We start from the raw sequence: 23,518 nt of genomic DNA on the forward strand, positions 1-23,518 counted from the left end.
TCGACGCTGCTCGGCCGGCCCGAGACCCAGCTGCGATCAGCGGTAGTGGATGTCGACCGTCGCGCGGCTGAGCAGGACGTCGTCGTAGGAGGTCATCGTCGCCTCGAAGGACGAGATGCGCCGGCCGAGCTTGATCGGCGTCACCTCGACCACCACCTCACTGCCGTCGACAGCAGGTGAGCGGTAGAAGCCGATCGCCATGTCCCCGATCGAGTACTCCTGCCCGGCTCCCGCATGGAGATGCCCGGCGAACGATGCCGCCTGACCGGCGATGGTGGCGATGACGCCGCCGTGCATGGTCCCGAACATGTTGCCCATCCAGGGCTCGGTGGCACTGCGGAAGCGAATACCGGACTCACGGCCGGCGGGACCGTCGATCACCTCGACGCGGCCGTTGAGCATGTCGGTGAGTGGGCCGGGTTCGCGCATCTTCGACGCGATCTCGTCGACCACGGCGCGCCCGGACAACGCGGCCGGGATCGGCTCGGGCAGGGCGATGTCGTCGGCGTCGGCGCACTGCGGTGTCGGCAGGCCCAGCTCGGCAGCCGGCGTGGCACCGGTCGGCGCCCGACCGACGCGGACGTTTCGCGCGGTCCCGACACAGCAGAGGTCCCCGGCACCGGTGCGGATCTCGACCGACGTCGAGCCCCACGCGTCGTCGTGCATGACCACTTCGGCGCACGCCGCGAGCAGGTCCCCGATGCCCGCGCGCCCATGGGTCGACATGGACAGGCGCGCCTGGAGGGTCGCCGCGGCCGGGTCGTCGTGGACGCCATGAAACGGGATACCGCCACAGTGGTCGAACAGCACCGCGAGGGCCGGCAGCTCGATCAGTCCGCGATGATCGGCGAAACGCGGGCACAGCTGCTGCGAGGCGCGCACCCCGGACTCCGACACCGAGATGTCGCCGAGGTGAAATGCGGACAGTGGATCGTGCGGCTCGCTCATGAAATCCCTTGTATCAGCGATGTGCAGCCGATCTCACGTTGGAGAGTCGAATCTCACTCCCGTACTCTGGGTCCAGACGTGTCCAAAGTGACGGGAGAGACAGATGCGACGCAGGGCTGTGGCAACAATCGGGGCGATTGCGGCAGTGGGAGCGTTCGGCGCGGGAGCAGGAACCGCCTTCGCGGCACCCGCGGAACGACCCCTCAGCGTGGACCAGATCCCGAATGCCGGCGTCACCGTCGGCTCCAACGGTGTCACCGGCGGATTCGTGGCGAGCATCCTCGCCTCGGCCACCGAGCCGGGTGTCACCCTGATCTCCCTCAACACGACTCCCACCGAGGCCTGCGCCACCAACCTCAAGGACGCACGCGTCGGGATCACGTGGAAGAACACCTCGACCGGTGCATCCGGGGACGAGGTCTTCGCCGCATGCACCGACGGCCGGCCCTCCGATGGCGTCGACGTCGTGACCGGAACGGGTTCCATCGAGTTCAGGACGACGATCCTCGGCAAGGGCGATCAGACCTTCACGGTCGTCCCGGGCAGCGGCTCGTTCACTCGCTGATCAGCCCGGCCGGGGACGCTCACCGTCCCCGGCCGACGCATCAGTAGACAATTCCGCAAATCTGTACACACGTCGGGTGAACACGTTCTAGATTTGGCCGCATGGCCGAGACAGTCACCCAGCTCCTGCAGGCACGTGCCGACGACGACAACCTCGCGATCACCTACGAGGGTCGCCAGTGGACCTGGCGCGAATACATCCACGACGCCGGCCGGTATGCGTCGGCGATCCTCGGCGTCGCCGACCCGTCCCGACCGATGCATGTGGGGGTGCTCCTCGGCAACACCCCCGACATGCTGATCGCGCTGGCCGCGGGCGCACTCGGCGGTTACGTGACGGCCGGTATCAACAACACCCGCCGCGGCGACGGCCTCGCCGCCGACATCCTGCGTGCCGACTGTCAGATCCTCGTCACCGACGCCGACCACCGGCCCCTTCTCGACGGACTGGATCTGCCCGGCGTGACCGTGCTCGACACCTCCACCGCGCAGTGGTCGGACATGCTCTCCGGCGCAGGCGAATTGGTCCCGCATTCGGTGCCGGGTGCGATGGACACCTACATGCTGATCTTCACCTCCGGCACCAGCGGAAATCCCAAACCGGTGCAGTTCGCGCACATGATGATGCCCTTCGCGGGCCCGGTGCTCGCCGACAAGTACGACATCGGCCCGGGCGACGTCTGCTACCTGTCGATGCCGCTGTTCCACAGTGCCGCCCTCATGGGCGGGTACTGCGTCGCGCTCTGCGGCGGCGCCGCGATCGCGCCGGCCAAGTTCTCCGCATCGACCTTCCTCGACGACATCCGCCGGTACAACGCGACCTACATGAACTACGTCGGCAAACCGCTCGCCTACATTCTCGCGACCGAACCGAAGCCCGACGACGCCGACAACCCCCTGCGAGTGGCTTTCGGCAACGAGGCCACCGACCGCGACATCGACGATTTCTCCGAACGGTTCGGCTGTACGGTGTGGGACGGCTTCGGTTCCACCGAGCTGGCCATCATCATCACGCGCGAACCGGGCACCCCGCACGGATCGATCGGCAAGGGTTTTCCCAATGTGGCCGTGTACAACTCGGCGACGATGACCGAGTGTCCGCGAGCGGAATTCGACGCCAGCGGGGCGCTGTCCAACTCCGACGACGCCATCGGCGAACTCGTGAACATCGAGGGAGGCGGAATGTTCATGGGTTACTACAACGACTCCGAGGCGACCGACGAGCGACTCCGCAACGGGATGTACTGGTCCGGCGACCTCGCCTACAAGGATGCCGACGGTTGGATCTACCTGGCCGGACGAACCGGCGACTGGATGCGAGTCGACGGTGAGAACATCGCCGCGGGACCGATCGAGCGCATCCTGCTGCGCATCCCGGAGATCAACAGGGTTGCCGTGTATGCCGTTCCCGACGAGCACGTCGGCGACGCGGTGATGGCCGCCGTGGTGCTCCAGGACGATGCCGAACTCACCCCCGAATCCTTCGCCGAACAGCTCGCCGCGCAGGCGGACCTGTCGCCCAAGGCCTGGCCCTCGTTCGTACGCATCGCCGACGATCTGCCCTCGACCGCGACCAACAAGATCCTCAAGCGCGCACTCAAGGCAGAGGGGGCCACCGCGGGCGCGGGCACCCTGTGGGTCCGCGAGCCACGAACGCGCGTCTATCGAGAAGCCGTCGGCGCCAGCGCATGACGGACACCCAGATGTCCGAACACGATTCCCCGGCAGCCGAGGCGTCGTTGTTACCCGAGCTCGGCTACTACGCGCTCTCACGCCACCCGGTCGACCCGGCCGAGCTCGCGGAGGAGGCCCGGCTCGCCGATCGCGAGGGTTTCGGCGCCGCTTTCGTTTCCGAACGCTTCAACGTGAAGGACGCCGCCGTGCTGGCGGGCGGTCTCGCGGCAGCAACCCGTCGCATGGGCATCGCCACCGCCGCCACCAACCACAACACGCGGCATCCGATCATCACCGCGTCCATGGGCGCCACCCTCTCGACGATGACCGGCGGCAGGTTCGCCCTCGGTCTGGGGCGCGGGTTCGCGGCGCAGTGGCAGGTGCTCGGCGTGCCCGATGTGACCAGTGCCCAGCTCACCGACACGGTGGGTGTCCTACGGACGCTGTGGCGTGGGGAGATGATCCTCGGGCACGACGGCCCGCTCGGCAAGTACGACTACCTCAATCTGGGTGTCGCCGTGCCGCCGGTCCCCATCATGCTGGTGACCATGTCGCCCAACACCTTACGGCTGGCCGGCCACATCTCCGACGGCGTGGTGCTCCACACCTTCTTCTCCGACGAGGCGACCAGCACTGCGGTTCGGACCGTCCGCGACGCCGCCGAACAGGCCGGGCGGGATCCGGCGGCGATACGGATCTGGTCCGTGCTGGCAACTGTCCCCGACCATTTCGACGACGCGGACCGCCTACGTCGGCTGTACGGCCGACTCGCGACCTATCTACAGGGCTATCCGGATGTGCTGATGAGGGCCAACGGGTGGGACGCCGACGACCTCGACCGTGTCCGTGGCAGTGCGGCTTTCGCCGGAGCGCGCGGGCCGATCGACGCCACCGCGGCGGTCGAGGAACTGTCCGAGCTCGCCGGGGTCATCCCGGCGTCCTGGATCGCCGACAGCGCGGTCGGTGGCGCGAGGGACTGCGCTGCCGCGATCGCCCGGCAGTTCGAGCTCGGCGTCGACTCGGTCATCATGCACGGCGCGGCTCCGTCGGAACTGCTGCCGGTGGTCGACGCCTATCGGACTCTGCGACCCGACTTGCCTGCGCTGCCCGTGAATCCGGGTGCGATCCACGCCCCGTAGTTGCGCCGGCTCTCGTTCAGTCCGGAACGCCGGGCGGCACCGAGTTCAGGAGCGCACCGGCCTCCACCCGCATCTGTTGGCCCGTCACGAATCTGGCGGCGTCGGAGGCCAGATAGAGGACTGCTTCGGTGACGTCCTCCGGTGCGAGCAGATCGACCGGCATCGCGTGCAGCGCCGCGAACACGTCCTTGACGTCGTCATATGCCGGCTTGTCCAGGTCCGGTCGGAACAGGCGGTAGATCTCGTCGTGGTGGACCATCGCGGTGTCGACGTTTCCGGGATGAATCGCGTTGACGCGGATGCCCTTCGGCGCCAGATGACGCGCCAGGTCGTTGACGAGCCGAGCGACCGCGCGTTTGGAATGACCGTAACCGCCTGCGCCCGGCCCCGCCTGCGCGGACTCGAACGACGGCATGAACGCGGCCATCGATCCGATGCAGATGATGGACGCCCCCGACTCGAGGTACGGCAACGACAACTCAAGCGTGTTGATGATGCCGCCGAGATTGACCGCGACGGTGTTCATCCACGTCACAGAGGGACTCTGGGGCCCGAGCGGGCTGATCCCGGCGTTGGCGACGACGATGTCGAGTCGTCCGAACTCTGCCACCGCCTCGTCGATCGCGGCCTGCAGGGCGTCGCGGCTGCGCACGTCGGCGATCTTGGCGATGACCCGCCGGTCCGTGGCGTCGACCATCTTGGCGGTCTGCTGCAGATCGTCCGGCGTGCTCATCGCGTAGTTGACCGTGGTGATCTGGTCGCAGATGTCGACGGCGATGATGTCAGCACCCTGCTCGGCCATTCGCACGGCGTGGCTCCGCCCTTGACCTCGCGCCGCACCGGTGATCAGTGCCACCTTGCCGTCGAGTCTGGTGCTCACTCGGTTCTCCTCGATGTCGGGCCGTTCGCGGTCCGGGCGGCAGGCTCGGCGCGCCGTCCACGCATCCTAAACCGGAACCATCGTCCATGTGGCCGAATGGATTTCCGGGCCCGCACGCGGCCCCGTGGCTCGCCAGAGATCCGCACGACGCGGACCGGACGCATCGCTGGACACCAGTCCACCGACTGGGTAGTGTCGCACCAACGGTCGGACGTGAGCGCCATCACACTCGCTGCCATTTCCGCCGGCCGGTCGAAAGGATGCCCGCGTGCCCGAGATCGCCGAGATCCCCATCTGCGTCGAGGATCTGACTCCTACATGGTTGACGGAACTGCTGGCGAGCAACGGCCACCCGACGATCATCGAATCCATCACCGCAGAACCGGTGGGCACCGGACAGATGGCCGGCTCGTACCGGTTGACATTGAATCACGCTGGCGAGTCGGACATCCCGGAAACAATCGTCGCCAAGCTGGCAACCGGGGACGCCGCACAACGGGAGCTCGGCTCGGGTGTGTTCCGTAACGAGGTGCGCTTCTACCGGGATCTCGCTGAGGGTTTCACCGTGCCGACGCCCACCTGCTTCGCCACGACGATCTCCGACGCGGGAACCGAGTTCGTGCTGCTCCTCGAGGACATGGGCAGCGCCGTCCAGGGCGACCAGATCTCCGGATGTTCGGCCGCACAGGCCGAGTCGGTCGCCGCCGCGGCCGCGGGCCTGCATGCACCCCGATGGAACGACCCCACTCTCTTGGCGGAGATCCCGCTGCCCACCGCCTCCGATCGCGAGGTGATGGAGTCGATACTCGGCCCCATGGCCGAGCTGTATCGCGATCGGTTCGCGCCCGACGGTCTGTCGTCGTCGGCCATCGACTGGCTGGTCCGCGAGGCCGGCGATTGGCTCGTCGCACCATTGACGAACACCGCCCTCATCCACGGTGATCTGCGCGTCGACAACATTCTCTTCGGGCCGGTGGGCGAGGTCACGGTCATCGACTGGCAGACCATCACCACCGGCAACCCACTCCGGGACATCGCCTTCCTGCTGAGCACCAGCCTGACGACCGAGGACCGTCGCCGACACGAACGCGGCATCGTGGCGTCGTATCATCGCGCGCTGGTCACCGCGGGTGTCGAGAACTACACGCTCGACGAATGTTGGGACGACTATGTCGGCAACCTGATCCAGGCACCGCTCATCATCGTCTTCGGTTCCGCCGCTGCGCAACCCACCGAGCGTGGCACGGCGATGTTCGACGCCATGCTGTCCCGCAGCGCCGCCGCCATCGACGATCTCATCCCCGGCGGTCTCTGACCCGTGCCGTCACTCGTCATCGGCGGCAACGGATTCCTCGGCTCCCGCCTCGTGCGCCGACTGATCGACTCCGGCGACGACGTCCGCGTTCTGACCCGCTCGACGAGTGACCTCCGATCGCTCACCGGGCTCGACGTCGAACACGTCACCGGCGATCTGTTCGACGACGCATCCCTCGAGCGAGCCATGCGCGGTTGCGAGGTGGTGTTCCACTGCGCTGTCGACACCCGCGCATGGTTGCGCGATGCCACTCCGCTCTACCGCACGAACGTCGATGCGCTGCGGTCGGTGCTGGACGTCGCCGCCCGGCAGTCGTTGCGCAGGTTCGTGTTCACCAGCAGTATCGCCACCATCGGTCGGGTTCGGGGTCGCCCGGCGACCGAAGCCGATCGGTTCAACTGGTCGCGACAGGCACCCGATTACGTCAAGAGCCGCGTGGCGGCCGAGAACCTGGTGCTGCAGCGGGCCCGGGACGGCGCGGTGCCCGCGGTCGCCATGTGCGTGGCCAACACCTACGGCCCTGGCGACTGGCAGCCCACACCACATGGCGCGTTCGTCGCCGGTGCGGCACTCGGCAAGCTGCCGTTCAGCATTCGCGGGTGCCGCGCCGAGTCCGTCGGCATCGACGACGCGGCGTCGGCGCTCCACCTCGCGGCCGATCATGGCGAGGTGGGCGAACGCTACATCGTCTCCGAGCGCTCGATCGACACCGGCGAGGTCGTGTCGATCGCGGCGGCAACGGCAGATCGCCCACCCCCACGACTGGTGCTGAACAGGACCGCGCTCTATGCCTGCGGCGCGGCGGGTTCCGCGCGGGCCGCCCTGACCGGACGTCCCGTGCAGCTGACGATCCCGTCGGTTCGTCTGATGCACGTCATGTCCGAGATGGATCACGGCAAGGCCGAACGTGACCTCGGTTGGCATCCCCGGCCGGTCACCGACGCCATCGCCGATGGTGCCCGCTTCTGGCTCGAGCGCCGCGCGGGGCGAAAGGGCAGTGCCTTCTGAACCGAAGGAAGCGTACCCCTCTCCTCCTATCCGAAAGAACCGCCCCCTCTGCTCCCTGAGGTGTGAGGAGCGATAGCCGCCGGGCCGAGCAAGCGACGAAGGAGCGCGTCGAGGTCGACGAGCCTCGAAGGGCCTGGTGACCCGGGTTGTTGAGCCCTTCGTGGCTCGCTTCGCTCGCACCTCAGGGAGCAGGGTGTGTGGTTCTCTCGGCTTGGGGAGCAGTGTTCTGTATCCCTCGGATCACCGCTCAGCAGGCCGCGCCAGGATGCCGGCGAGTTCGTCCAGGCTGTAGGGCGAGGTGTCCTTGTGGTCGCGGTAGGCGACGAAGCCCGCCTGCTGCGACTCGAATCGGCCGATGAAACCTCCCGCAGCGCTGAAGATCTCACCGGTCACGTGCTCGGCCGCGTCGCTGGACAGGAACACGTACAGCGGTGCGACGTACTCGGGTGGGGCGGGATCGAGTGCCGCGTCACGCGTGAGATCGTCGAGTATCCCGCGCCGGTGGAGTCCTTCGATGTGGGCGACGTAGTCGTCACCCGAGGACAATCGCGACTTCGCGCCCGGCATCACCACATTGACGCGTACCCGGTGATCCCGGAGGTCGGCGGCTGCGGCGAGGGCGAGCGCGTTGACGCCACCCTTGGCGGCCGGATAACCACTGCCACCGAACATTCCGAGCGACGCGGCCGAACCCGTGAGCACGACCGACCCCGACCCCTGCTCGACGAACACCCTTCCCGCGGCCTGTAGGAGGTGGAAGGCGCTCATCAGATGCGCGTCGACCTGGGCGCGGAACTCCTCCGCGGAGATCGTCAGGACCGTCGACCCGGGTGGTTCGGCGATGCCGGCACAGTTGATGGCGATGTCGAGGGCGCCGAATTCCGTCAGTGCGGTCTCGACCATCGTCCGGGCCACCCCGTCATCGCCCGCGGAGCCGGGCACGCCCACGGCGTAGCCTCCGCCCCCGCGGATCTCGGCCACCGTGTCGGCGACGGCCTGCGAATCCCGGCCGTTGACGACGACCGAGACCCCCTGGCCCGACAGCGCGTACGAGACGGCGAGACCGATACCCCGGGTCGCCCCCGCGACAACGGCGACCCGACCCCCGAGTCCCGCACCACCGGGTGACCAGCCGTCGCCGGAGGTCACGCCGAGCTGCCCACCGGCGTGATCGGGAGCGACCGCCCGCGGTCGACGAATTCGAAACTCGCACCCCCGCTGAAGCGCGCGACGGCCACCTCGCCGTACTCCTTCTGCGGACTGTCCGCCTTGGTGATCCGGACGACGAGATCGCCGTCGGCTTCGATCGCATCCGCGACGACGAGGTACGGATCGACAGCGGTGGCGGCAGCCTGCAGTGGCTCGATGTGGTCGACATCGAGGATGGACGTCCAGCCGCCGTCGGTCATCGCCTCGGAATCCCGGGGGATGCGGACGACGACCGTGTCCTCGTCGGCCTCGGCGGTCAGCCCGGTGTACTGGGCCGGGCCGAAACACGGGTGCAGGGCGAGCACCTGCGCGAGACCGGCGGCGTCGGTGGACACGCCGAGCGCGACCCGAATCCGGTCGGCGGCGAGTCCGGCGATGCCGGTCAACTGCTTACGGAAGATCTCGATGGCCTGCGCGTCGCTCTCGGCGTACCGACGCACGCTGACCAGAAAGCCCAGCGACAACAGCTGGTGTTGCAGCGCAACCTCTTCGGCGACCCGCACCAGAGCCGACGTCGACCACTCCGCGAACTGCAGGTCCTCGACGAGCGGACCGCGGTAGTCGACCCAGCCGTCGGACGCGGTGGTGTCGATGGCCGACAGGACGAGTTGCCCCGCCCGGGTCTCGAACATGTCCACCGAATCCGGTGGCAGCGGCAACTCGTCACGATCCGGTTCGATCGTGACCGTCCACTCGCAGTGCGGCGTGCGATCGACCGGACGGCGCGGCGGCCGGTGGACCGGACGGATCCGCGCGCGCCGATTGGTGGCGATGGCCGTCGCGTCGAAGGTGGGGTCCTCGATGTCGTGACACATGGTGGTCACGTAGTCGTCACCGAGCGGTTCGACGTCGAGCAGGGCGCCGCAGTGATCGAGCACGAAGGAACCGTGGTACTCGTCGTCGATCCGGTAGCGGAAGTCCATGAACTGCGGCGGCGCACCGATGTCGAGCTGCAGACACTTGAACATGTCCTCGACGCCGTCGCCGTCGATCCCCAGAGCGCTACGCATCCGGTGCGTGTAGACCGGGCTGGCCGCCATCCACTCCTCGATGGCGACCTTCCCCATCACGTCCCGGCCGAAAGCACTGATGAGGTGCGCCATCCCGCTGCGGTCGATCATCTGGCCCGACAACAACAGTTCCGGTACGAGCACGGCGAGCTGATCCTGACTCAGACCTTGATAGGTCGGGGCTGTGGAAGTCATGTCAGCTCACCAGAACGCGACGGGGGCCTTGCCGAAGTCGTACCACCCCGGCAGGTTTCCGGGCGCCGACTTCTCCACTCGCTTCAGCATCGGCTCGCTCATCGCGTTGTTCTTCATCATCTCGATGAACAGCGCGGAAACGTTCCCGTAGTCGAAGAAGTCACGCTGCCAGCGGAACTGGAAGTTGCCGCCGTACTTGAACCAGCTGCCCTGGATGCCCTCGAGCGCGTAATGGCTGCCGTCCTCGCGGGTACCCTCGTAGATCTGCTTCCACAGTCCGATCATGTCGCCGGTCCGGTCATCGATGACCCAGGCCTGATAGGGATACTCCCACCCCTGCAGACCTTCCATCTCCTGGCCGAGGGCGAGCTCGCGGATCTCCTCGCGACCCACGGCCATGAAGTCCTTGTTGGGGCCGTAGTTCCACCCGTAGGTGGCGTCCTCGGTGTAGAAGTCGGCCAGGGGCTTCCAGTCCCCAGCCTTCTCGGCCTCGATGTTGGCGGCGAGCCACCGTTCTTTCATCTCGTCGAGTTCGGCACGGTCAAAAGACATGTGTTCCACCTTCATTCGGTCGTTCAGGTCGTGCGTGGGAAGTGATCGGGAATTCAGCCCTCGATGATCCGCAGGGCTTGGGTCGGGCAGTAGTGCACGCCGGCCTCGACCTCGGCGCGCTGGGATTCGTCAGGGGTCGCGTCGAGGATCTCCACATGGTCGGTGTGCGCGGCGAAGACCTCGGGCGCCTCGAGCTCACACATCCCATGCCCCTGGCAGAGGTCCAGGTCCACCTCGACGCGCATCACGCGTCCTGACGCTTGCGATAGGCGACGCGACAGGGCTGCTGCAATTGGACGACCATCTTGGAATGGTCGTTGCGGTAGCTCTCCGGGGGCTGGAGCATCTCGAACTCGTAGTTCTGGAACAGCACCGAGAAGATCGCCTTCAGCTGCATTATCGCGAATTGCGCACCGACGCAACGATGACGACCGGCGCCGAAGGGGATCCAGGTCCACCGATTGACCAGATCCTCTTGCCGCGGCTTGTCGTAACGGTCGGGGTCGAAGGCGTCCGCCTCGGGGAAGTCCTCGGGCAGCCGGTTGGAGATCGCCGGTGACACGGCGATCGACTGCCCGGCCTTCACCTCGAAGTCCTCGACGTGGAAGTCGTTCTGCACCACGCGCATGAGGATGATGAGCGGCGGGTGCAGCCGCAGCGCTTCTTTGAGCGCGTTCTCGAGCTGCGGCATCTGACGGGTGTGCGCGAAAGTGTATTCCGGGCGCTCACCGGGCGGGGTCTCGCCGTAGATCTCGTCGAGCTCCTCGTACACCCGTCGCATGTAGTCGGGATTGCGCAACAGTTCGATGAGGGTCCACGCGGCGGTGCCCGACGTCGTGTGGTGGCCCGCGAACATCATCGAGATGAACATGCCGGTGATGGTGTTCGCGTCGAAACCGACCTGGACGAGGACGTCCATCAGGTCCCGGTCTTCCTTGTTCTCGGTCGGATTCGCGATCCGCTCGTCCATCACGCCCTGGATGAACTCGACCAGTTCGGCCCGGGCCTCGTCGCGCTTGCGGAAGCTCTCGATGTCGGCCTTGTAGTCCACATACGCGATCGGGTCGGTGCCCTTCTCGAGGTCGTGGAACAGGTGGGCGATGTGCCCGCTGAGCCGCTCCCGGAACTTCCGACCGATGAGGCACGACGACGAGGTGTACAGCGTCAGCTCGGAGAAGAAGTCGAGCAGGTCGATCTCCCCCTCGTCGCCCCACTCGGCGATGATCCGCTCGACCTCGTTGGGGATGGTCACCGCGTGCTGCTTCATGTGCGCGCCCTTGAGCGCCGAGTTGTGGATCGCCTTCGACCGCTCCTCGGGACTCGTGTCGAACACGACGCCCTCACCGAACACCGGTGTCATGAACGGGTAGGCGGCCGCCTGGTCCAGATCCTCTTCGGGCGCGCGGAAGAACTCCTCACTCGCCGCCGATCCCGAGACCAGCACCACCTCGCGGTCGGCGAGCTGGAACATGCCGACGTCACCGCATTCCTCGCGGACGCGCCAGAACAGCGAGATCGGGTCGGTGGCGAGTTCGTCGAGATGTCCGTGTTCGCCCTCGCCACCCGAGACGCGATTCGGTTGTTTCAGGCCTGATTCGGTGATGGCGGTCATCCATCCGTCCCCTTCTCCTGTACTGCCTGTCGTTTCTTGTCGCTGACTGCGCCTTCGGCCTCCACCTCGACCGACCGCATGTGCGCCCCACGCGGCATGGTCACCATCGCCGCGACGGCCTGCGCGATGTGTTCGGGCGAGAGGAAATTGCCGTGGCGGGCCAGACCATGTGTGATCCAGTCGTTGAGCATGTTCTCGGTGGTCGTCGGATCCAGGTTCATCCCCATGCCGGTGAGGGTCTGTCCGGGACGGACGACCCCGGCCCGCACACCGGTCCCCTCGAGTTCGAGCTGGATGGTCGCGACGAGTCCGTCGATGCCGGACTTCGCCGCGACGTAGGCCGACGACCACGGCCGGGGGTGGATGGCGACGTCGGACCCGATGAACACGAAATCGCCCCGCGCACGGTCGATCATGCCGCCGATCACCGCGCGGTAGATCCGGTAGGCGCCGGTGAGATGGATGTTGATCTGATCCGCGAAGTGGTCGGTGCCGGTCTCGTAGGAGAGACCGACCGCGAGGTCACCGGCGCCGGCGACCACGATCTCCAGCGGCCCCAGGGCGGCCTCGGCCTTCGCCACGCAGTCGAGCACCGACTGCTCGTCGGTGACGTCGAGCGGCACTGCCACGGCCTCACCTCCGGCGGCGGTGATCGTGTCGGCCAGTTCCTGCAACTTCGCCACCCGGCGGGCGGCGAGGGCGACGGGATGGCCGGCCGCGGAGAGGAATTCGGCGGTGGCTGCGCCGATGCCCGACGACGCGCCCGCGACCAGGACCGGTCGCCGCTCGGGATGGGGTCGAAAAGCCATCAGCGCACCGTCACCTTCACCGGGAGCTCGGCGAAGCCGCGCACGTTCACCGAGTGGACCCGCACCGCCTTGTCGGCATCGATGTCCACCGCCCGGATCGATTTCACGACCTCGGTCAGGCCGATGTTCGCCTCCAGTCGCGCGAGGTGCGCACCGAGGCAGAAGTGCGCGCCCAGACCGAAGCTCATCAGGGCCTGGCTGCAGTCGCGGCCGATCTCGTACCGGTCGGCGTCGGCGCCGAACACCTCGACGTCGCGGTTCGCCGAACCGACGAGCAGGAGCACGCGGTCGCCCGCCGGGATGACGAAGTCGCCGTAGGGGGCATCTTCGATCACCCGCCGCACGACGATCTGCGTCGAGTTGTCGTAGCGCAGCGTCTCCTCGGTCCAGTCCGGGACGACGACTTTCGGGTCGGCGAAGACCTTGGCGAGCTCGTCGGGATTGCGCCAGCCCCAATACAGGGCATTGGCAAGCAGTTTGGTGGTGGTCTCGTTGCCCGCCACCACCATCAGGACCATGAACCCGACGATCTCGTCCTCGGTGAGCTTCGTCTTCTCACCGGTCTCGTCGTCGTCGATCTCGGCCGCGATGAGGGCCGAGACCAGATCCTCGCCGGGGTTCTTGCGGCGGTCGGCGATGAGCTCCGAATAGTACTTGTGCAGTTCGATGTACGCGTACACCGCCGCCTCGGGGAGGTCGAGGTCGCCGTCCTCTCGATGCAGCAGTAGGTCGGACTGGTGGCGCAACCGGGTGCGATCGGCTTCGGGCACACCCAGCAGTTCGGACACGACGTCCATCGGGAGCAGGGCGGCGAAGTCGTGCACGAAGTCGAATTCGCCCTTGTCCAGGCACTTGCTCCAGTGCTGGTGCGTGAGAGCGGTGATCCGGCCGGTCAGTTCGTTGACGCGGCGGGGCGTGAAGCCCTTCGAGACCAGTTTGCGGATCCGCATGTGCTTCGGGTCGTCCATGGCGAGGAACGACATCGACTTGTGCGCGTCGGGACCGTACGCCGAGGGGTCCATCGACACGCCCCAGCTGTTCGAGAGTCGTTGGGTGTCACGGAATCCGGCCCGGACGTCGGCGTGTCCGGCGAGCGCCCAGAAGTTCATCCCGCCGTGGTAGTAGACCGGGGCCTCCGCGCGGAGACGGGAATAGGTCGGATAGGGGTCCTCGTGGAAACCATAGGCATACGGGTCGAAGGGGAGCTCGCGCTCCATCCCCGGCACCGTCGTCGTTTCGGTCATCACTTCTCCATCAGTAGATGTGCGGCTGCGACAAGACGTTCGGAGGTCTGCTCGTAGGTCATGTGCCCCATGCCGGCGTAGACCAGCCCGCCGGAGTAGATCATCTCCAGTGCGTCGAGCAGCGGGCCCGGGTTCTCGGGGTCCTCTTCGAGAGCGGCGGCGAGACGACGCCGGATGAATGCGCCGATCCGCACGCGCAGGTGTTCGACGTCGGGGTCGCTGCCCAGCAGGGCCACGGTCACCGCACCACCGAGCTGGCCCTCGCCGGCCACGACCAGCGCGACCTCGCGGAGCACCTGTGCGACCCGCTCGCTCCGCGGCGCACCGGGATCCGGTTCGAGCACCCCGGCTGAGAGACGACGCCAGAACACCTCGGCGACGAGGTGACTCTTCGACGAGAAGTACGTGTACGCGGTGGCCGGCGCGACCCCGGCGATCTTGGCCACCGACCGCACGGTGAGACCGTCGAAACCCTCGGCGTTCAGCACGTCGACCGCAGCATCGGTGAGGCGTGTGACCGTCTCCGCCTGCTGCTGGGTCAGCCGGCGACGAGTGGATTCCTGAGACACGGGGCTGGACATGTGAGCCACGCTACACTAGCTTTGAACGCGAGTCCAGACACCTGTCCAGATGGAGTTCCAGCTCATGCCTCTTCGCCCCGTATCCGCGTCGGATCTGTTGATCGACGGCAAGCTCACCCCCGGGAGCGGCGGCGTCTTCGACGTCGTCAATCCCGCGACCGAGGAGGTCATCGGGCAGGCGGCCGACGCCACCGCGGCCGACATGGATGCCGCCATCGCGGCCGCGCGTACCGCGTTCGACACCACCGACTGGTCGCGCGATCACGCCTTCCGCGCTCGCTGTCTGCGTCAGTTGCGCGACGCACTGCTCGCCCACGGCGACGAACTCCGCGACCTCACGATCGCCGAGGTGGGGTGCCCGTCGTTCCTCACCCACGGCCCGCAGTTCGAGGGACCGGTGACGGATCTCGGCTACTTCGCCGACCTCGCCGAGAGCTACGAGTGGACCAGCGACCTCGGCACCGCGAAGCCGATGGGGTTGAAAAACCACCGCGAACTGCGCTCGGAGGCCGTAGGGGTCGTCGGCGCGATCACCCCGTGGAACTTCCCGCACCAGATCAACTTCGCCAAGATCGGACCCGCGCTCGCCGCCGGGTGCACGGTGGTGCTCAAGCCCGCACCCGACACCCCGTGGTGCGCAGCGCTCGTCGGCAAGGTGGTCGCCGAAGAGACAGACTTCCCGCCGGGCGTCCTCAACATCGTCACCTCGACCGACCACCAGCTCGGCGCCCAGCTCAGCACCGACCCCCGCGTCGACCTGGTCTCGTTCACCGGCTCGACCGCCACGGGCAAGAAGGTGATGGCAGCCGCCGCCGAGTCACTGAAAAAGGTGTTTCTCGAGCTCGGCGGCAAGTCGGCCTTCATCGTCCTCGACGACGCCGACATCGGATCCGCCTGCGCCATGGCCGCGTTCAACGTCGTCACCCATGCCGGCCAGGGGTGCGCGATCACGACGCGTCTCGTGGTGCCGCGCACCGCACTCGACGAGGCGATCACCGCGACCCGCGACGCGATGGCAGGGCTGCCCGCCGGGGACCCGACCGACGGCGGCACCATCTGCGGACCGGTCATCTCCGCGCGGCAGCGTCAGCGCATCGAGTCGTACATCGAACTCGCCACCAGCGAAGGGGGCACCATCGAGATCGGGGGTGGCCGCCCCGCCGACAAACCCGCTGGATTCTTCGTCGAGCCGACCCTGATCTCGGGACTGGACAACTCGGCGCGCGTCGCGCAGGAGGAGATCTTCGGGCCGGTGCTGGTCATCATCCCCCACGACGGCGACGACGACGCCATCCGCATCGCCAACGACTCGCCGTACGGCCTGTCCGGCATGGTCTACGGGACCGATGAGGAGCGGATCAACAAGGTGGTCAACGGAGTACGCACCGGGACGATGGGCGTCAACGGCGGCATCTGGTATTCCGCCGACGTCCCGTTCGGCGGTTTCAAACAGTCCGGAATCGGCCGCGAGATGGGCGTCGCCGGTTTCGCGGAGTACCTGGAGACCAAGGCCGTCGCCCGCCCCGCGTGACCCACCCCGCTCCCAAATCCGAAAGAACCGCAAACCACTGCTCCCTGAGGTGCGAGGAGCGCAAGCGACGAGCCTCGAAGGGCCTGGTGAGAGACCTTGCGAGCCACGAAGGGCCAGCCATCAACCATACAGAAAGCAGGACAATGAGTTCCAAGCGTTTCGAGAACAAGACCATCATCGTCACCGGCGCGGCCGGCGGGATCGGTGAGGCGTATGCACGTGCGCTCGCCGCGGAGGGCGCGAACGTCGTGGTCGCCGACCTCGCCGACGAGAAGGGCAAGCAGGTCGCCGCCGACATCGGCGGGCTCTACGTCAGCACCGATGTCGCCGACGAAGATTCCGCGAAGGCACTCGCCGCCGCCACCGTCGACGCCTACGGTTCGATCGACGGATTGGTCAACAACGCCGCGATCTACGGCGGGATGAAGCTCGACTTTCTCATCACCGTGCCCTGGGACTACTACAAGAAGTTCATGAGCGTGAACCTCGACGGCGCGCTCAACGTGACCCGCGCGGTCTACCCGCACATGACCAACGGCGGCGGCGCCATCGTCAACCAGTCCTCGACCGCCGCATGGCTGTACAGCGGTTTCTACGGTCTGGCCAAGGTCGGGGTGAACGGTCTGACCCAGCAGCTCGCCACCGAGCTCGGCGGGCAGAACATCCGTGTCAACGCGATCGCCCCCGGCCCCATCGACACCGAGGCCACCCGGACCACGACGCCCAAGGAGATGGTCGCCGACATCGTGAACCGGCTGCCGCTGAAGCGTTTCGGCACCCCCGAGGACCTCGTCGGGATGTGCCTGTTCCTGCTGTCCGACGAGGCCGGGTGGATCACCGGCCAGATCTTCAACGTCGACGGCGGCCAGGTCATCCGCTCATGAGTGAGTCGTCCCCCATCCGTCTGGGGTATGTCGGACTCGGCAACATCGGTGGGCCGATGGCCGGGAGTCTGGCCGCCTGGGCCGGCGGGCTGACGGTGTTCGACCTGTCGTCCGAGGCCATCGCGAAGGTCGTCGAGAAGGGCGCCACCGCTGCGGAATCGCTCGCCGACCTCGCCTCGACGACCGATATCATCGGCATCTGCGTCCTCGACGACGCCCAGGTGCGTTCGGTGATCACCGGGCCGGACGGACTGCTGGCGGCAGCTCGCCCGGGCACCGTCATCACCGTCCACTCGACGATCGCGCCGGAAACCGCCGTCGAGCTCGCCGAACAGTGCGCGGCACGGGAGGTCACGCTCCTCGACGCCCCGATCTCCGGTGGCGCGATGGGCGCGGCGTCGGGCCGCCTCGCGATCATGGTCGGCGGTCCCCGCGCCGCCTACGAGAAGTTGAAGGAACCGTTCGCGCTCACCGCGGACATGCTCGTCCATGCGGGTCCCGAGGTCGGTGCGGGCACCCGGATGAAGCTGGCCCGCAACCTGCTTCACTTCATCTCGTTCACCGCGACCACCGAGGCCGCGCGCCTGGCCGAGGCCGCCGGCATCGACATCACCAAGCTCGGCAAGGTCGTCCGCCATTCCGACGCCGTGACCGGCGGAGCCGGGGCGATCATGTTGCGCGACACCACCGCTCCGGTGCCGGCCGACGATCCCTGGTACGGCATCCTCACCGGCGTCCGTACCCTGGGCGAGAAGGACCTGGCGCTCGCACTCGCGCTCGGCGACGAGCTCGGCGTCGATCTACCTCTCGGGCGGCTCGCGTTGCGGGATCTGGCCGCGGGGCTCGGTGTCCCCCACCTCGAAGGAGAACCAGCATGACCCGATCCAACGTCTCCGACGACGCACCCGACGAGGCGCGCAGGCGTGGCCTCGCCAAGATGTCCGAGGTGTACGGCTGGGAGGTGAGCGACGGTCCCGGCGACTACTTCGCGCACACCGCCGACCAGGTGTTCGGCAACGTGTGGGCCCGGGAGGGCCTGTCCAACCGTGACCGCCGGTTGCTCCTGCTCGGTGCGCTGGCCGCGAGCAACAACATCGACGTCGCCGAGATCCAGGCCGGTGCCGCCCTCGGCAACGGGGAGCTCACGCCCGAGCAGCTCGAGGAGATCAGTCTCTTCCTCTGCTATTACGTCGGCTGGCCGCAGGGCACCAAGATGCACTTCATGTTCGGCGAGGTGATCAAGCAGCACCGGAAGAAGAAGTGAGCCGACTCATGCGTTTTCGTGTCCTGGGCGGCGGCAACGGATGCTCGTTGCTGAGCGCCTCACCCCTGCCCGACCTCGTCGCCGCCGGATACACCGACACCGAGTACGCGGCGTCCGGGACCGCCGACTCGGTCGTCGGCGAGACCGGCGCGCCGGCCGCCGGGTTCACGACCCGGATCGTCGTCCGTCGACCCGCGGACGCCGCGGCGTTCAGCGGCTGTGTCGTCGTCGAGTGGCTGAACGTCAGCAGTGGTGCCGACGCCGCACCCGAATACTCCTATGTGGCGGCCGAACTCGTTCGCGCCGGGCACGCATGGGTGGGCGTGTCGGCGCAGTACGTCGGCGTCGAGGGCGGGGCGGGTTCGGTCGGTGTGGACACCGGTGCCCCGCAGAGCCTGGCCACGAAGGACCCGGAACGGTATGCGGGCCTACGGCACCCCGGTGATGCGTACTGCTACGACATCTTCAGTTCCGTCGGGCGGGCCGTTCGCGAGACCGCCGCCGGCGGCCACCCGCTCGAGGGTCTGCCGGTCCCCACCGTGCTCGCGGTCGGCGAGTCACAATCGGCGATGGCTCTGACGACCTATGTCAACATCATCGGCCCGGATGCGGCGCCCTTCGACGGATACCTCATCCACAGCCGTGCGGCCGCCGGACTGCCCGCCGGCGCAGTCGGTTCGGGTATAGACGTGGCGACCGTCTTCGACCGCGAACCCACCACGATCCGCACCGACCTGGACGCACCGGTCTTCGTGGTGCAGACCGAAACCGACGTCCTGACCAACTTCCGCTATCACGCCGTGCGGCAACCGGACTCCGATCGGCTCCGCGTGTGGGAGATGGCGGGCACGGCCCACGCCGATCTCCACCAGGTCGGCGACTTCGAGGAATTCCTCGGCTGCCCCGACCCCGTCAACCGGGGCCAGCAGCGGTTCGTCCTGCGATCGGCGTTGCGACACCTTCGGTCCTGGGCCGAAGGGGGCGATCCGCCTCCGGTTGCCGAACCTCTGGCTCTCCGGGATGCCGGCGGCATCGACCCCGTCTTCGAGCTCGACGACATGGGCAATGTCCGGGGCGGGGTTCGCACACCATGTGTCGACGCGCCTACCCAGGTCCTCAGCGGGATCGTCGCCGACCCGGTCTCCCGGATCTGTCTGTTGTTCGGAACGACATCACCGGTCCCCGCCGCCGATCTGGTGGCGCGGTATGGAACGCGCGATGAGTACGAGAAGCACTACCGGAATGCCGCCGACTCCGCGATCGCGGGCGGATTCGTGCTCACCGAGGACCGCGACGAGCTGCTCTCCGACGCCCACCCGGAACTGATCCCGGACTGAACCCGAACCGACCGTCCGCCGATCACTCTCGGCGCGCGGTGGTTTGAAAATCACCATGACTCCAACGGTGCCGACGGGGTCGAGTTCTCAGTAGCGTCCCAGAAGTCCTGCCAGCCCCTCTCCCAGGCGGATTTCGATGACTCTAGAACTCACGACACCGGTCGGTGTCGCATCCGGCCCGTCCGCGGCCGGGCCCGTCGACGTGCCGTCCGACGGCCTGGCGGCACGGGCGCGTCGGCGACGGCTCACCCGTCACGCCGCGACTCGCACACTGCGCCAGTCCATCGGGCTGATCCTGGTGGTCGTCATCTGGCAGCTCGGTGCGCGCGGATGGCTCGGTACGACGACTCCCGCGCCCACCGAGGTTCTCGAGGCGGGGTGGGACCTGATCAGCACCGGTGAACTCTGGACCCACCTGGCCGCGTCGGGACGTCGCGTCGCGATCGGGCTGGCGATCGGAATCGCCATCGGCGCGGTACTGGGCGCGGCCGCCGGGCTTTTCAAGGTGGCCGAGGACCTGGTCAATGCACCGGTCCAGGTGCTGCGGATGATGCCCGCCGTCGCCCTCGTCCCGGTCTTCATCATCTGGTTCGGGATCGGCGACTCGTTCAAGATCGCCTTGATCATCGTCGCCCCGATCTTCCCCATCTATCTCAACTTTCTCGCCGGGATCCGGGGAGTGGACCAAAAGCTCGTCGAAGCCGCCGAATCGCTGGAACTGACGCGCTTCGAACTCGTTCGATATGTCGTCCTGCCGGGCGCACTGCCGCAGATCTTCGTCGGTCTGCGGCAGGCACTCGGCATCGGCTGGCTCGTCCTTGTCGTCGCCGAGATGCAGACCACTCCGGTCGGTTTGGGCTTCCTGATGAACGACGCCAAAGAGTACCTCCGGACCGATCAGATCTTCCTGGTCCTGGTCATCTATGCGGCACTCGGACTGCTCACCGACATCGCCGTGCGGCTACTCGAGCGCCGATTCCTGTCGTGGCGCAACGGATTCGAAGGAAGGTGAGGTGAGATGACGGAGAATCGCATCGACGGCGTCCGAGTCACCGGGGCCGCACGGGAATTCGACGGTCGGCGAGTGCTCGACCGTGTCGATCTGACCATCGAACGGGGCGAATTCGTCGCATTGCTCGGCGCGAGCGGTTCCGGGAAGAGCACGCTGCTCCGCGGTATCGGCGGTCTCGACCGCGGCTTCACCGGAACGATCGAGGCGCCATCGGCGAAGGCGATCGTCTTCCAAGAACATCGGCTCATGCCGTGGATGTCAGTGTGGCGCAACGTTGCCCTCGGGTTACGGGGCGGTGACACCGAGGCCCGCGCTCTGCGAGCACTCGACGAGGTGGGGCTCGCGGCCAAGTCCGACGCCTGGCCGTCCACCCTCTCGGGTGGCGAAGCCCAACGCACCGCGCTCGCACGGGCACTCGTCCGGGAGCCCGACCTGCTGCTGCTCGACGAACCCTTCGGCGCGCTCGACGCCCTCACCCGGATCAACGCCCAGCGTCTCGTGGCCCGCCTGTGGGAAGCACACCGTCCGGCAACGCTGCTCGTGACGCACGATGTCGAGGAGGCCCTACTCCTCGCGGATCGCGCGCTGATCCTGCGAGCCGGCCGGATCGCGCAGGACATCGTCGTCGATCTGCCACGGCCACGCCGGATCACCGACCCCGAGTTCGTAGCCCTCCGTTCGCAACTGCTCGCCGGACTGGGCGTCGGCGCAAGCAACGCCGAATCCACCGACCCCACACCGACACCCCGGGAGTTCACTCATGTCTGATGTTCTGACCCTGTCCACGGACGTGCTGGTGATCGGCGGCGGCCCCGCTGCCACCTGGGCCGCCATCCACGCCCGCGACGCCGGAGCCGAGGTGATCCTCGCGGACAAGGGCTACTGCGGCTCATCGGGGACGACGGCCCCGGCCGGGACCGGCGTCTGGTACGTCGCTCCCGACCCGGAGAAGCGCTCGGCGGCGAAGGCGAGTCGCGAAGCACTCGGCGGGTATCTCGCAGACCATTCCTGGATGGACCGCGTCCTCGACAAGACGTATGCGAACATGCACCGGCTGGGCACCGAGGGCCGGTACCCGTTCCCGGTCGACGAGCACACCGGGGAGCCCATCCGCACAGGGGTGCAGGGTCCGGAGTACATGCGTCGCATGCGCGCCTGGGTTCGACGCCGCGGCGTGCGGATCCTCGACCACTCCCCGGTCCTGGAACTCCTCACCGACAGCGAAGGGGCCGTTCGGGGCGCCGCCGGCCACCAGCGACAGACCGGCCGCGACTTCCGGGTCTCCGCCGGCGCGGTGGTCGTCGCGACCGGCGGATGCGCATTCCTGTCCAAGGCGCTGGGCAGCAACGTCGACACCGGCGACGGCGCCCTCATGGCGGCCGAGGTCGGTGCTTCGTTCTCGGGCATGGAATTCGCCAACGCCTACGCGATCGTCCCGAAGGGCTCCACGGTGACGAAGACCGCGTACTACGGCTACGCCACCTTCTTCCACGCCGATGGACGCATCGTCGAGGGCGCGGGGTCGACGAAAGGCCGTTCGGTGATCGCGCGAACTCTGTTGCAGGAGAGGGTTTACGCGCAACTGGATCGGGCGGACGAGCGGGTGGCGGCACAGATGCGTCTGGGCCAACCCAACTTCTTTCTCCAGTTCGACCGCCGTGGGATCAACCCGTTCACCGACCGGTTCGAGGTCGACCTGCTCGCCGAGGGCACCGTGCGCGGTACCGGTGGCATCGACATCGTCGACGACGAGTGCTGGACCGGGGTCCCGGGCCTGTATGCGGCCGGCGACGCCGCGACCCGGGAACGCATCTGTGGCGGTTTCACCGGCGGGGGCAGCCACAACTCCGCCTGGGCGATGTCGTCGGGCAGCTTCGCCGGTGCGGCCGCGGCACGCGCGGCCCGCGAGAACGGTGGGGCGATCCCGCTCGACCGGTTGACCGGTACCGGCACGGTCGGACTGGTCACCGCCGGACCGGGCGCCGCTCGGCGCGGGATCACGCCCGACGAGGTCGTGACCGCGGCACAGCGGGAGTTGATCCCCTTCGAGAAGAACTACCTGCGCCACGGGGACCGGATGACGCCCGCGCTCAGCGCACTGGACTCGCTGTGGGACGAGCTCTCCGGAGATGCCTACCGCGCCCGCACACCGGCAGGGCGCATACGTGCCCGGGAGGCCGCGGCGATCACCGCCGTCGGACGGTGGATCTACCGGTCCGCGCTCGCCCGCACCGAATCCCGCGGGATGAGCAAGCGCGCCGACCACCCCGACCTCGACCCGGCACTGGGCGATCACGTCCGCACCGGAGGACTCACCGATGTCTGGGTCGCGACACCCGGTTCGACCGCCCGCCGGCCCGACCACCCCGCTCCGCGGCTCGCCGTCGGTGTTCCCGCATGATCGAGCTCGTCGTCGCATCGGCGTGTATCGCCTGCGACAAGTGTGTGAATGCCTGCCCCACCAACGTCTTCGACACCGGGCCCGACGGCGTGCCGACGATCGCCCGGCAATCGGACTGTCAGACATGCTTCATGTGTGAGGCGTACTGCCCCACCGATGCTCTCTACGTGAGTCCGGAGTCGTCCCCGCTCGGCGCCGGCGACACCGTGCCGCTCGAGCTGGTCGGCACCTATCGGGAACGTCTCGGCTGGGGCAAGGGACGCTCGCCCGGAAGCCTGACCGCGGTCGGACCGCCCATCCCGCACGGAGACCCGCCACCCCGGCTCGTCGAGCAGCACACCGACTGACC

General features: G+C 67.6%; 24 protein-coding genes. 14 read left to right on the plus strand and 10 right to left on the minus strand.

The window, feature by feature from the left end:
• Positions 1-36: 36 nt before the first annotated feature.
• Positions 37-948: a PaaI family thioesterase gene (locus MHN80_RS04045; RefSeq protein ID WP_239399689.1), complete on the minus strand. Its 912-nt coding sequence runs from the start codon at positions 946-948 to the stop codon at positions 37-39.
• Between the two features lie 103 nt (positions 949-1,051).
• Between MHN80_RS04045 and MHN80_RS04050 the strand changes: the two genes are divergently transcribed.
• From MHN80_RS04050 to MHN80_RS04060, 3 genes are all read left to right on the plus strand, one after another.
• Positions 1,052-1,513: a hypothetical protein gene (locus MHN80_RS04050; protein ID WP_239399691.1), complete on the plus strand. Its 462-nt coding sequence runs from the start codon at positions 1,052-1,054 to the stop codon at positions 1,511-1,513.
• Between the two features lie 101 nt (positions 1,514-1,614).
• Positions 1,615-3,204, plus strand: coding sequence for a fatty-acid--CoA ligase FadD1 (fadD1, locus tag MHN80_RS04055; RefSeq protein ID WP_239399693.1), 1,590 nt, complete (start codon positions 1,615-1,617; stop codon positions 3,202-3,204).
• Positions 3,201-4,325 carry a TIGR03857 family LLM class F420-dependent oxidoreductase gene (locus MHN80_RS04060; RefSeq protein WP_239399695.1) on the plus strand — a complete coding sequence of 375 codons (1,125 nt, stop codon included), beginning with the start codon at positions 3,201-3,203 and terminating at the stop codon, positions 4,323-4,325. Before fadD1 ends, MHN80_RS04060 begins: the two co-directional genes overlap by 4 nt.
• A gap of 16 nt (positions 4,326-4,341) precedes the next feature.
• Here the strand turns inward: MHN80_RS04060 and MHN80_RS04065 are convergent, their stop codons facing one another.
• Positions 4,342-5,205: a mycofactocin-coupled SDR family oxidoreductase gene (locus MHN80_RS04065; RefSeq protein ID WP_004020612.1), complete on the minus strand. Its 864-nt coding sequence runs from the start codon at positions 5,203-5,205 to the stop codon at positions 4,342-4,344.
• Between the two features lie 268 nt (positions 5,206-5,473).
• Here MHN80_RS04065 and MHN80_RS04070 point away from each other — a divergent pair, with 268 nt between their 5' ends.
• Positions 5,474-6,520 carry a phosphotransferase family protein gene (locus tag MHN80_RS04070; RefSeq protein WP_239399697.1) on the plus strand — a complete coding sequence of 349 codons (1,047 nt, stop codon included), beginning with the start codon at positions 5,474-5,476 and terminating at the stop codon, positions 6,518-6,520.
• A gap of 3 nt (positions 6,521-6,523) precedes the next feature.
• Positions 6,524-7,528 (plus strand): NAD-dependent epimerase/dehydratase family protein, encoded by a 1,005-nt coding sequence (locus tag MHN80_RS04075; RefSeq protein ID WP_239399698.1) that lies wholly within the window; start codon positions 6,524-6,526, stop codon positions 7,526-7,528.
• Between the two features lie 240 nt (positions 7,529-7,768).
• Here the strand turns inward: MHN80_RS04075 and MHN80_RS04080 are convergent, their stop codons facing one another.
• From MHN80_RS04080 to MHN80_RS04115, 8 genes are read right to left on the minus strand one after another with little or no spacing between them, the layout of a single operon-like run.
• Positions 7,769-8,677, minus strand: a complete 909-nt coding sequence (locus tag MHN80_RS04080) for an SDR family NAD(P)-dependent oxidoreductase (RefSeq protein ID WP_239399700.1) — start codon at positions 8,675-8,677, stop codon at positions 7,769-7,771.
• Positions 8,674-9,942: a Stf0 sulfotransferase family protein gene (locus tag MHN80_RS04085; RefSeq protein WP_239399702.1), complete on the minus strand. Its 1,269-nt coding sequence runs from the start codon at positions 9,940-9,942 to the stop codon at positions 8,674-8,676. Before MHN80_RS04085 ends, MHN80_RS04080 begins: the two co-directional genes overlap by 4 nt.
• A gap of 6 nt (positions 9,943-9,948) precedes the next feature.
• Positions 9,949-10,494 carry a hypothetical protein gene (locus tag MHN80_RS04090; RefSeq protein ID WP_033206330.1) on the minus strand — a complete coding sequence of 182 codons (546 nt, stop codon included), beginning with the start codon at positions 10,492-10,494 and terminating at the stop codon, positions 9,949-9,951.
• A 53-nt stretch (positions 10,495-10,547) separates the two neighbouring features.
• On the minus strand, positions 10,548-10,739 hold the full coding sequence (locus MHN80_RS04095; protein ID WP_004022803.1) for a ferredoxin: 192 nt from the start codon (positions 10,737-10,739) through the stop codon (positions 10,548-10,550).
• Positions 10,739-12,106: a cytochrome P450 gene (locus tag MHN80_RS04100; RefSeq protein ID WP_033206296.1), complete on the minus strand. Its 1,368-nt coding sequence runs from the start codon at positions 12,104-12,106 to the stop codon at positions 10,739-10,741. The genes MHN80_RS04095 and MHN80_RS04100 overlap by 1 nt, the downstream gene beginning before the upstream one ends.
• Positions 12,103-12,915, minus strand: coding sequence for an SDR family oxidoreductase (locus MHN80_RS04105; protein ID WP_239399704.1), 813 nt, complete (start codon positions 12,913-12,915; stop codon positions 12,103-12,105). The genes MHN80_RS04100 and MHN80_RS04105 overlap by 4 nt, the downstream gene beginning before the upstream one ends.
• Complete coding sequence (locus MHN80_RS04110) at positions 12,915-14,159, minus strand: cytochrome P450 (RefSeq protein WP_239399706.1); 1,245 nt, start codon at positions 14,157-14,159, stop codon at positions 12,915-12,917. Before MHN80_RS04110 ends, MHN80_RS04105 begins: the two co-directional genes overlap by 1 nt.
• Positions 14,159-14,740 carry a TetR/AcrR family transcriptional regulator gene (locus MHN80_RS04115; RefSeq protein WP_033206302.1) on the minus strand — a complete coding sequence of 194 codons (582 nt, stop codon included), beginning with the start codon at positions 14,738-14,740 and terminating at the stop codon, positions 14,159-14,161. The genes MHN80_RS04110 and MHN80_RS04115 overlap by 1 nt, the downstream gene beginning before the upstream one ends.
• A gap of 64 nt (positions 14,741-14,804) precedes the next feature.
• Between MHN80_RS04115 and MHN80_RS04120 the strand changes: the two genes are divergently transcribed.
• From MHN80_RS04120 to MHN80_RS04160, 9 genes are all read left to right on the plus strand, one after another.
• A complete protein-coding gene (locus tag MHN80_RS04120) occupies positions 14,805-16,271 on the plus strand; it encodes an aldehyde dehydrogenase (RefSeq protein WP_239399708.1) in 1,467 nt (488 codons plus the stop codon).
• 143 nt (positions 16,272-16,414) lie between these two features.
• The gene (locus MHN80_RS04125) at positions 16,415-17,155 is read left to right on the plus strand and encodes an SDR family oxidoreductase (protein ID WP_101822289.1); all 741 of its coding nucleotides are present in this window, start codon (positions 16,415-16,417) and stop codon (positions 17,153-17,155) included.
• The gene (locus MHN80_RS04130; RefSeq protein WP_239399710.1) at positions 17,152-18,033 is read left to right on the plus strand and encodes an NAD(P)-dependent oxidoreductase; all 882 of its coding nucleotides are present in this window, start codon (positions 17,152-17,154) and stop codon (positions 18,031-18,033) included. Before MHN80_RS04125 ends, MHN80_RS04130 begins: the two co-directional genes overlap by 4 nt.
• Entirely contained in the window at positions 18,030-18,419 is a 390-nt protein-coding gene (locus MHN80_RS04135) for a carboxymuconolactone decarboxylase family protein (protein ID WP_101822293.1), read from the plus strand. The genes MHN80_RS04130 and MHN80_RS04135 overlap by 4 nt, the downstream gene beginning before the upstream one ends.
• Before the next feature lie 8 nt (positions 18,420-18,427).
• The gene (locus tag MHN80_RS04140) at positions 18,428-19,756 is read left to right on the plus strand and encodes an alpha/beta hydrolase domain-containing protein (RefSeq protein WP_239399712.1); all 1,329 of its coding nucleotides are present in this window, start codon (positions 18,428-18,430) and stop codon (positions 19,754-19,756) included.
• Between the two features lie 136 nt (positions 19,757-19,892).
• Positions 19,893-20,768, plus strand: a complete 876-nt coding sequence (locus MHN80_RS04145) for an ABC transporter permease (protein WP_101822296.1) — start codon at positions 19,893-19,895, stop codon at positions 20,766-20,768.
• 6 nt (positions 20,769-20,774) lie between these two features.
• Complete coding sequence (locus MHN80_RS04150) at positions 20,775-21,536, plus strand: ABC transporter ATP-binding protein (RefSeq protein WP_101822298.1); 762 nt, start codon at positions 20,775-20,777, stop codon at positions 21,534-21,536.
• Positions 21,529-23,169: an FAD-binding protein gene (locus tag MHN80_RS04155; protein ID WP_239399714.1), complete on the plus strand. Its 1,641-nt coding sequence runs from the start codon at positions 21,529-21,531 to the stop codon at positions 23,167-23,169. Before MHN80_RS04150 ends, MHN80_RS04155 begins: the two co-directional genes overlap by 8 nt.
• Positions 23,166-23,516: a ferredoxin family protein gene (locus MHN80_RS04160; protein ID WP_004021158.1), complete on the plus strand. Its 351-nt coding sequence runs from the start codon at positions 23,166-23,168 to the stop codon at positions 23,514-23,516. The genes MHN80_RS04155 and MHN80_RS04160 overlap by 4 nt, the downstream gene beginning before the upstream one ends.
• Positions 23,517-23,518 lie beyond the last annotated feature (2 nt).

This window comes from Gordonia sp. McavH-238-E (assembly GCF_022348225.1).
GTDB classification, from domain to species: Bacteria; Actinomycetota; Actinomycetes; order Mycobacteriales; family Mycobacteriaceae; genus Gordonia; species Gordonia terrae.

Excerpts from the sequence above, each read along its gene's own strand:
- MHN80_RS04135 (WP_101822293.1), top strand. The coding sequence starts at position 18,030 with ATGACCCGATCCAACGTCTCCGACGACGCACCCGACGAGGCGCGCAGG.
- MHN80_RS04145 (WP_101822296.1), top strand. The coding sequence starts at position 19,893 with ATGACTCTAGAACTCACGACACCGGTCGGTGTCGCATCCGGCCCGTCC.
- MHN80_RS04100 (WP_033206296.1), bottom strand. The coding sequence starts at position 12,106 with ATGACCGCCATCACCGAATCAGGCCTGAAACAACCGAATCGCGTCTCG.
- MHN80_RS04115 (WP_033206302.1), bottom strand. The coding sequence starts at position 14,740 with ATGTCCAGCCCCGTGTCTCAGGAATCCACTCGTCGCCGGCTGACCCAG.
- MHN80_RS04140 (WP_239399712.1), top strand. The coding sequence starts at position 18,428 with ATGCGTTTTCGTGTCCTGGGCGGCGGCAACGGATGCTCGTTGCTGAGC.
- fadD1 (WP_239399693.1), top strand. The coding sequence starts at position 1,615 with ATGGCCGAGACAGTCACCCAGCTCCTGCAGGCACGTGCCGACGACGAC.
- MHN80_RS04150 (WP_101822298.1), top strand. The coding sequence starts at position 20,775 with ATGACGGAGAATCGCATCGACGGCGTCCGAGTCACCGGGGCCGCACGG.
- MHN80_RS04130 (WP_239399710.1), top strand. The coding sequence starts at position 17,152 with ATGAGTGAGTCGTCCCCCATCCGTCTGGGGTATGTCGGACTCGGCAAC.
- MHN80_RS04110 (WP_239399706.1), bottom strand. The coding sequence starts at position 14,159 with ATGACCGAAACGACGACGGTGCCGGGGATGGAGCGCGAGCTCCCCTTC.
- MHN80_RS04125 (WP_101822289.1), top strand. The coding sequence starts at position 16,415 with ATGAGTTCCAAGCGTTTCGAGAACAAGACCATCATCGTCACCGGCGCG.
- MHN80_RS04090 (WP_033206330.1), bottom strand. The coding sequence starts at position 10,494 with ATGTCTTTTGACCGTGCCGAACTCGACGAGATGAAAGAACGGTGGCTC.
- MHN80_RS04085 (WP_239399702.1), bottom strand. The coding sequence starts at position 9,942 with ATGACTTCCACAGCCCCGACCTATCAAGGTCTGAGTCAGGATCAGCTC.
- MHN80_RS04060 (WP_239399695.1), top strand. The coding sequence starts at position 3,201 with ATGACGGACACCCAGATGTCCGAACACGATTCCCCGGCAGCCGAGGCG.
- MHN80_RS04160 (WP_004021158.1), top strand. The coding sequence starts at position 23,166 with ATGATCGAGCTCGTCGTCGCATCGGCGTGTATCGCCTGCGACAAGTGT.
- MHN80_RS04155 (WP_239399714.1), top strand. The coding sequence starts at position 21,529 with ATGTCTGATGTTCTGACCCTGTCCACGGACGTGCTGGTGATCGGCGGC.
- MHN80_RS04120 (WP_239399708.1), top strand. The coding sequence starts at position 14,805 with ATGCCTCTTCGCCCCGTATCCGCGTCGGATCTGTTGATCGACGGCAAG.
- MHN80_RS04045 (WP_239399689.1), bottom strand. The coding sequence starts at position 948 with ATGAGCGAGCCGCACGATCCACTGTCCGCATTTCACCTCGGCGACATC.
- MHN80_RS04105 (WP_239399704.1), bottom strand. The coding sequence starts at position 12,915 with ATGGCTTTTCGACCCCATCCCGAGCGGCGACCGGTCCTGGTCGCGGGC.
- MHN80_RS04095 (WP_004022803.1), bottom strand. The coding sequence starts at position 10,739 with ATGCGCGTCGAGGTGGACCTGGACCTCTGCCAGGGGCATGGGATGTGT.
- MHN80_RS04050 (WP_239399691.1), top strand. The coding sequence starts at position 1,052 with ATGCGACGCAGGGCTGTGGCAACAATCGGGGCGATTGCGGCAGTGGGA.